At 43.9% G+C, this 6,379-nt stretch carries 6 protein-coding genes and 1 CRISPR repeat array; all 6 genes read left to right on the top strand.

Annotation, left to right across the window (positions count from 1 at the left end):
* Positions 1–306 precede the first annotated feature (306 nt).
* Positions 307–705: a hypothetical protein gene (locus NHN17_RS25255; protein ID WP_255045431.1), complete on the top strand. Its 399-nt coding sequence runs from the start codon at positions 307–309 to the stop codon at positions 703–705.
* 15 nt (positions 706–720) lie between these two features.
* Positions 721–1,092 carry a hypothetical protein gene (locus tag NHN17_RS25250; RefSeq protein ID WP_255045430.1) on the top strand — a complete coding sequence of 124 codons (372 nt, stop codon included), beginning with the start codon at positions 721–723 and terminating at the stop codon, positions 1,090–1,092.
* On the top strand, positions 1,089–1,331 hold the full coding sequence (locus NHN17_RS25245) for a hypothetical protein (protein ID WP_255045429.1): 243 nt from the start codon (positions 1,089–1,091) through the stop codon (positions 1,329–1,331). The genes NHN17_RS25250 and NHN17_RS25245 overlap by 4 nt, the downstream gene beginning before the upstream one ends.
* Positions 1,332–2,736: 1,405 nt before the next feature.
* Positions 2,737–2,958: a hypothetical protein gene (locus tag NHN17_RS25240; protein WP_255045428.1), complete on the top strand. Its 222-nt coding sequence runs from the start codon at positions 2,737–2,739 to the stop codon at positions 2,956–2,958.
* A 492-nt stretch (positions 2,959–3,450) separates the two neighbouring features.
* A complete protein-coding gene (locus NHN17_RS25235; protein ID WP_255045426.1) occupies positions 3,451–3,819 on the top strand; it encodes a hypothetical protein in 369 nt (122 codons plus the stop codon).
* Positions 3,820–4,076: 257 nt separating this feature from the next.
* Complete coding sequence (locus tag NHN17_RS25230; protein ID WP_255045425.1) at positions 4,077–5,408, top strand: hypothetical protein; 1,332 nt, start codon at positions 4,077–4,079, stop codon at positions 5,406–5,408.
* Positions 5,409–6,011: 603 nt separating this feature from the next.
* Positions 6,012–6,307: a CRISPR direct-repeat array (repeat unit 32 nt; unit sequence GTTGCAATACGCGCGAGTACGTAGGTTGGAGC).
* Positions 6,308–6,379: the final 72 nt, after the last annotated feature.

Here is a 6,379-nt window from a genome sequence, read left to right as displayed (position 1 = left end):
ACCTCTAAGCTATACGCTATGAAACAGGAATCCCCCTCCGAAGTGCCGAAGGCCGTAGGTGGGGGGAGGATGTCAATGTGTCCTAAAGGGAGAACCTGAAATCCTCACTCGTGAGCTCTTAGGCATCAAGAGTACAAGCTTTCTTTCAGGATGTAGCCGCGGGTTTACAAGTAACTACGTAATCGACAGGGATAACATAAGTTGCGGGGCTTGGGTAGCAATTAGCTCTACATTATTGATGTTGACAACTTTCAATATACAACCTATTACTGGATATATATACAGTTCATGAAAGGTGTCACCATAATGCGAATTTATACTCCGTCTGGCTGGGCAATTCTCCATTTCATCAATGATGATCAGGAGTTTTACAAAATTCTAGGTACTTGGTGGGGCGGGTTTGATCATCGCGATTACTGGCGGCTGTCATCAGGCTCTAATGAAATCAATTTCCACATTGACAAAGTCACGGGTATGCTCATAAGCGATCAATTTTGTGGTTCTCGCTATGTTATTTCTAAGCACGGATACCAACGACACAATGCATTTGGGCGCTCATTTATTCAGTCCCTATTCGATTCACTACAAAGTAACAGTAAGGGAAAGATAACCCTGTGTAAGTTGGCTACAAAACATGGTGCTGTAACGTGGCCTATTGAAGTGATCGATGAGGTTTTAACTCTTGATGAGTATTTTGCTTCATGATTATACCAATAGTGTATGGGGATCAGCCTTCTGGCAGGGTGTTCAACACCTTCGCCTACAGCTGCCGATATTGCAGCTCAAGAAGCAGAGGCAATGGCGATCAGAATGGAGGCTGAAAAGCAACGTCTCAGTGCCGAGCAAAAATTAGTTGAACAACAGCTCAATAATATCCCCCTATGGGCTCTTAACCCACCAGAACACGACAGCGAGGGCATCTATGCCGTTGGCATCAGCGATAGCAAAAGAGCGGATGTGGCTATCAGAAAAGCCAGTTTGCAGGCACAGTTTGAACTGGCCAAAGCTTATCAACAAGAGCTCATTGTAATGAACGCTCATACCTTCAGGATAATGGTGAGGCTGGTATTTCTGAGCAGTATACGCAGTTGATTGATAGCCTAGTAGACAGTGTACCTGTGGTTGGGTATCGCATCATCGAGCGTGAGGTTAAAGCGTCCCAAGGTAAGATTCACGCTTACGTATTAATGAAACTTCCTTACGACAGCGTTAACCAAGTACTTCAGGATCAAAAAAATGCGGCAAATGATCACTCGATCAAAGAAGCCTTCGAAGAGCTAGAAAATCGCCTAGAGAAACGACGACAGGCAGAACCGACTGAACAAATTTAGTGGCCGCTTATTATTGAAGGCCCAGTGGCAATTATGATGGCGGGAGTTGAGCATTCCCGCTATTACTTTTTGATAGCGGAACTACTCACCGCCTGTTCAGGACAAAGGTTTACGGCGACTCACATTTTCAATAGTCTTGTCTGAATCACTCTTTCATCCGATACCAAATGCTCCTGGCCTGAATAAACTCAATTTGCTTACGAATTGAGGCTACTGTTTCATCAAATCGATGTTTTAACTTGTCTTCACTATCGGTAAGGCCTTCGGCGCTATCATCGCCGGAAGTGGTTTGATAACACGTTGAGCTTGGTTCCCAGTATTCGAAGTCACCCCATTGTACCTCCAATCTTAACCACTGACCGTTTTACTAATCTTGTTCTATCCATCATCGAGTGAACATATCAGCCTGAAGCAGCATAGTGGACTGATCTTGAGCATAACCTATTTGTTGAGAAACTTGCCTTACTCCCTCAACAATCTTATCGAAGTACCAGTAGCCAAACGCGAATTTGCCCCATTGTGTGTTTAGAACGGATGAAACCATCATGAGATTTATTTGGGCAACAGCTTGTTGCCTAATTGTCCAGGCTGTTGGACAAACTCTCGGACTCAATTGTGCAACAGCCTGGTTCTTGCACAATTGCGAAACAACCTTGTTTCGCGAATCATTTCTGCCAAACTTTGCCAACCACATTCTCTTCGCTTCCATTGGTAAAGAAGATTTTCTATACTACAACTGTCCCAATTGTTGTCGTGTCTGCTATGTAGTGAAAAAGGAACACGGTAGAAGAGTACAGCATCGGATTTGATGAGATCGAAGATGAACTATTTTGCAGAGGACCCCTTCTAGGTAATGTAAACCTGGAGGGTAAATGAAAAAACTAAAGCAACAGTACCGACGTCATATCAAGGTGCATGGGACTTATTTATGGGGTGTATACCCTAATGTCCGTAGTGGAACTCATAAGCATTTTTCAACAAAGCAGGAGAAGAGCTACTTTTTCCTACACAAAGTTGAGTGTCGTGGATATCCAGTCAAACTGCGAGCAGCGAGAGGAAAATCACTAGCGAACCCTTGGGATGATTATCCTGCATACGTGTACGACGTTGCGAAGAGCTGGAAGCATAATTCGAGAAGACGTCACCAGTACTACAAATAAACATCATTGAGCCTCGCGATTGCGGGGCTTCTTTATTGTCCGTCAGCTTATTCACTATGAAGCTACTAGCAAGATTTTGCCCCTTCACACGTTAGGCTCGATCAAGCTCTCAGTTCGCCAAACTTAATTTTGTCCACCTTCGTGCTGGCGGGTATATCACCGTAACATAGATTTTCCCCATTAAGCTTTCAATGGGAGATTGGTTTACTATTGATGAAACGTGAACTCAGATATGGATAGTAGACATGAAAATTTACGGGTTAAAACAGGTCGAGGTCGTTGTTGACCGTCGTTGTGACGTCTGTGGTGCTAGCGTTTTGATTGACTGCGATGGTGCAAGAGTTGAAGAGGTCGGCGAACTAACCGCCTCTTGGAGCTATGGCTCTAAAAATGATGGTATTTCTCATCATTTAGATTTGTTTCCACGTCGCTTTATTGGCACTGAGAGACCACCGTCGTGGTATTAATATGTTTGACAGTGAGTTACCCGATGAGGGTTTTGGTGTAAGGCAGCCTGATTAATGGCTGTATGAAGGCGTAGCTAGCTTTTGCCCCGTTGCGTGCTAGAGCTAGGCGTTCTGTACGAATTTAGCCATAAATGGCTAAATACTGAAAATTAGCCAAATTTGGCTAAATTAGTTAACTCAAAACTGCCCCTTTGTGAGCTTCGATTCTTGCTAAGATAGATAATTAAATCTCATCGTTATCCTTCCTTTTGTCCCAAACACCTCCATCCACCCTTACATCGATTTGTATATGCCCGGTTGTAGGTGGGTTAGCTTGTGCGATCTAATCATTACTTAGCTCTTGACTGTAACGATGGCCACATTTAAAGTGCTTTTCCGAGATTAATCTCTAACTTGACGATTAATTTTTGTCTTCTTGATTTCGCTCACAGGCAGCCTTAAGGTTTCCTGTGAAAGTCTTATGGCTGCCTTACAACAGATGCAAAGGTACCCATGACACAACTTTCAGCAACAAAATCATCACCTTACCTAAAAAAAACCTACGCACAGCATGTGGCACAGCTAATTGAACTTAAAGGTTATTCTGGCTTTTTTGCTTTGCACGGTGCAAAAGTACGATCTGGGCTTCGCTGCAGCATCAAACCCAATAGACATTATCTATTTGTCGTCGACGGCCACCGAGGTCAATCCTTTGCGTTTTATACCGAGCAGACACTTAAGCGTGTCTTTGCCGAGGATATAGATTGGCAACGTAACCACAAGCAGACAAATTTGCCCTACTCGAGCTGGTCTCCTTTCTATATTAAGTTAACGGAGGATAAACTGAGACAGGCGGATGTGAGTTCGCACTGTAGTGGATAAGGGTATTTGGCCAGCCACATTAGGCTGATCCTATGGTTACAATATTAGAAGTAATCTGAAAAGTAAGAATGTTCTATGAGTCGTAACACACAATTATCCAGGGACGTGTTACAGCTGAAGTGCGTAAATTGTGAAGTGCGTGACAACTGGAGTACCGCCTCACAACTTGAAGTTAATCCAATTAAAATCCCCGCACTTTACTTGCCGTAATGACTGGTTGGATATACAGTGAAAGTAATATCATAATAAGGCTTCCCATGATGAAAACATTCCAGTATTTATTCTTATGTGAGCAATTTGACCCTGAAAACCGCACAATGGAGAGTAACTCCAAATTTGAGCCGCACGTTATCAAAGGCTTATCTGAGCGATTGTCTGCCGTCTTTAGGCTTTTTGAGTCCAAGCTGATGTGTGAAACCAAGTATCACTTTATTTTGCCCCAAGTGTGGGTAGATCTTGATCATGAAGAAGCGACTACGGATTTAGAGCGCGTGCGTTGCATTAACCCTGAGTTTGAAGTCGACCCTGATGCTACCGGTCTAAGTGATGATGAAGAAGCACAGGAATGTCTCTACCTCTATAACGAAAATATATCGGTGTTAGGCGAGAAACTATCCGTCGATGCCAACATTAGGATATGGAAAGGCATTGCCGGTAAACCTAATGAGTGGAGCCTCCAATTCGGAAATTTGAAATACTACGTTCAACAAGATAACGATACAGTTCTGATTAGTAAGAATTTTTATGACGGATATTCACCAACATTTGACGATCTATATCTGCAAGTATTATTCGAAGTAACAGGCTTGCTCGTAGCTCAGTATAAAAAAATGGAATTGCTCGGATATGATGGCTACTACGACAGCTTAAAGATCGATCCCAACTACCGCAACGCCTGGATGTACTATGATGAGTACCTAATCGCCAAAGGTGAAGAGCATGTAACGTCGCTTACAACGGAGGAAAAAGATTTTTTTCTAACCAATTACCAGCAATTAGCGCGAGAGCCTTACGAGGGAATTGCCATGACCCGTTCGCTTTATGTCAAAGCGGTTCATATGGCTTTGTGCTCAGTGCATGATAGCGCGAAGGAAATGTCGCCAGAAGAGGCATACGACCGGTTTGCTGATAGCCGTCATGAGGGGTTAACTGAACTAGAAAATACTAATGAAGCTTTTCTCGAGTGGATGAATAGAAAACATCGTGATACTTCGTATGCCGAAATCATTCCGGCAATGTCTAAGAGCTTGGCTGTGTTCATTTTTGTGGAGCAATGCAGAGATGGTGGACAATGCCTCCGGATCCATGCTGGCCCTAACTCCGGTAGTTACGAATCCGCGATTAAGTTTGCACTAGCACTACAAGATGAATACCCGGTGTCTCTAGATTATGGTGAAGCATTTACTGCACGTCTCACTGGGAAATCAATTGTGCTGTTCACTGCCTTTGGTTATAGAACCGTTGCACGATACGCAGACAAGCCTCGGGCATTGAGCGATGCCATTATTGAATGTATTGATTACGAACACACACCAAGACAAGCCATCGAAAAAGGTTGGCCTGTGCATCAATTTGAATTATCTGAATAAGTAACATAGGGGCAGCAAACAGGCTTTGGAGAAAAAACTGATCATATTGTTGGTATTTCTCCCCGCCATAAATGCGATAGCTGGATTGAATAGGCAAGCCCCCAACGTCGCGACAGGTTGATCACCTCGGTCAACAATGTCACCGGCAATCCAGCAGCGAGAATGAACGGTACCGTCCGCGTCCGGCCAACGAAAACCAAGCTCATTAAGACATATGATTAGATTGTCGATATTGTCATGGATATCTGAAACAAAATAGTGATCAGTGCCGGCCTTAAACGTTCGAGTCTCATTTGTTGAAACAAAATTATCAGATGATAAGGTAAAAGGTTGTTGCAATTTATGGCATATGGCTTTAATTTTAATTAAAAGATGTTAGTTGCTCCTAGGCTACAGCCCAAACTGTAACCACACTAACATTACCTATACGCTAACCAGTGGTGCTCATGAAAGTGCCAGTAGGTTAGCGAAATCTTAAGCTGTTGAATTTCAAGCAGCCTGCTCTCCTATCGCGTTTCTCCTTGGCATCTTTTCCTTTTTTCTTTGCCGGTTAGCGCAAATCAAGCCCTGACCCCAGAGAATTTGTGGGCTTCCAAATAGGCAGTTGCAATACGCGCGAGTACGTAGGTTGGAGCCAGTCGACCCCTTTTTTTCGCGGTGGAATTGGAAGTTGCAATACGCGCGAGTACGTAGGTTGGAGCCCACAGCTCCGAGTTAACCAGCGCCGTCAGTTTTGTTGCAATACGCGCGAGTACGTAGGTTGGAGCTAGCGGTGAAAGTGTATTTTGCTCTACAGATTTCGTTGCAATACGCGCGAGTACGTAGGTTGGAGCCCCTGCGCGATCACCTTGAGACCGACCGCTTCCTGTTGCAATACGCGCGAGTACGTAGGTTTGAAGTGGCATAGTTAATTTGGCCACCTGATTAGAGGTGATATCATCACCTCGGAAGTTAACAGGTGACACAATGAC

Source organism: Photobacterium pectinilyticum (assembly GCF_024357955.1).
GTDB classification, from domain to species: domain Bacteria; phylum Pseudomonadota; class Gammaproteobacteria; order Enterobacterales; family Vibrionaceae; genus Photobacterium; species Photobacterium pectinilyticum.
The sequence above is the reverse complement of the archived record's forward strand: the minus strand, read 5'-3'. Positions and strand labels throughout refer to the sequence as shown.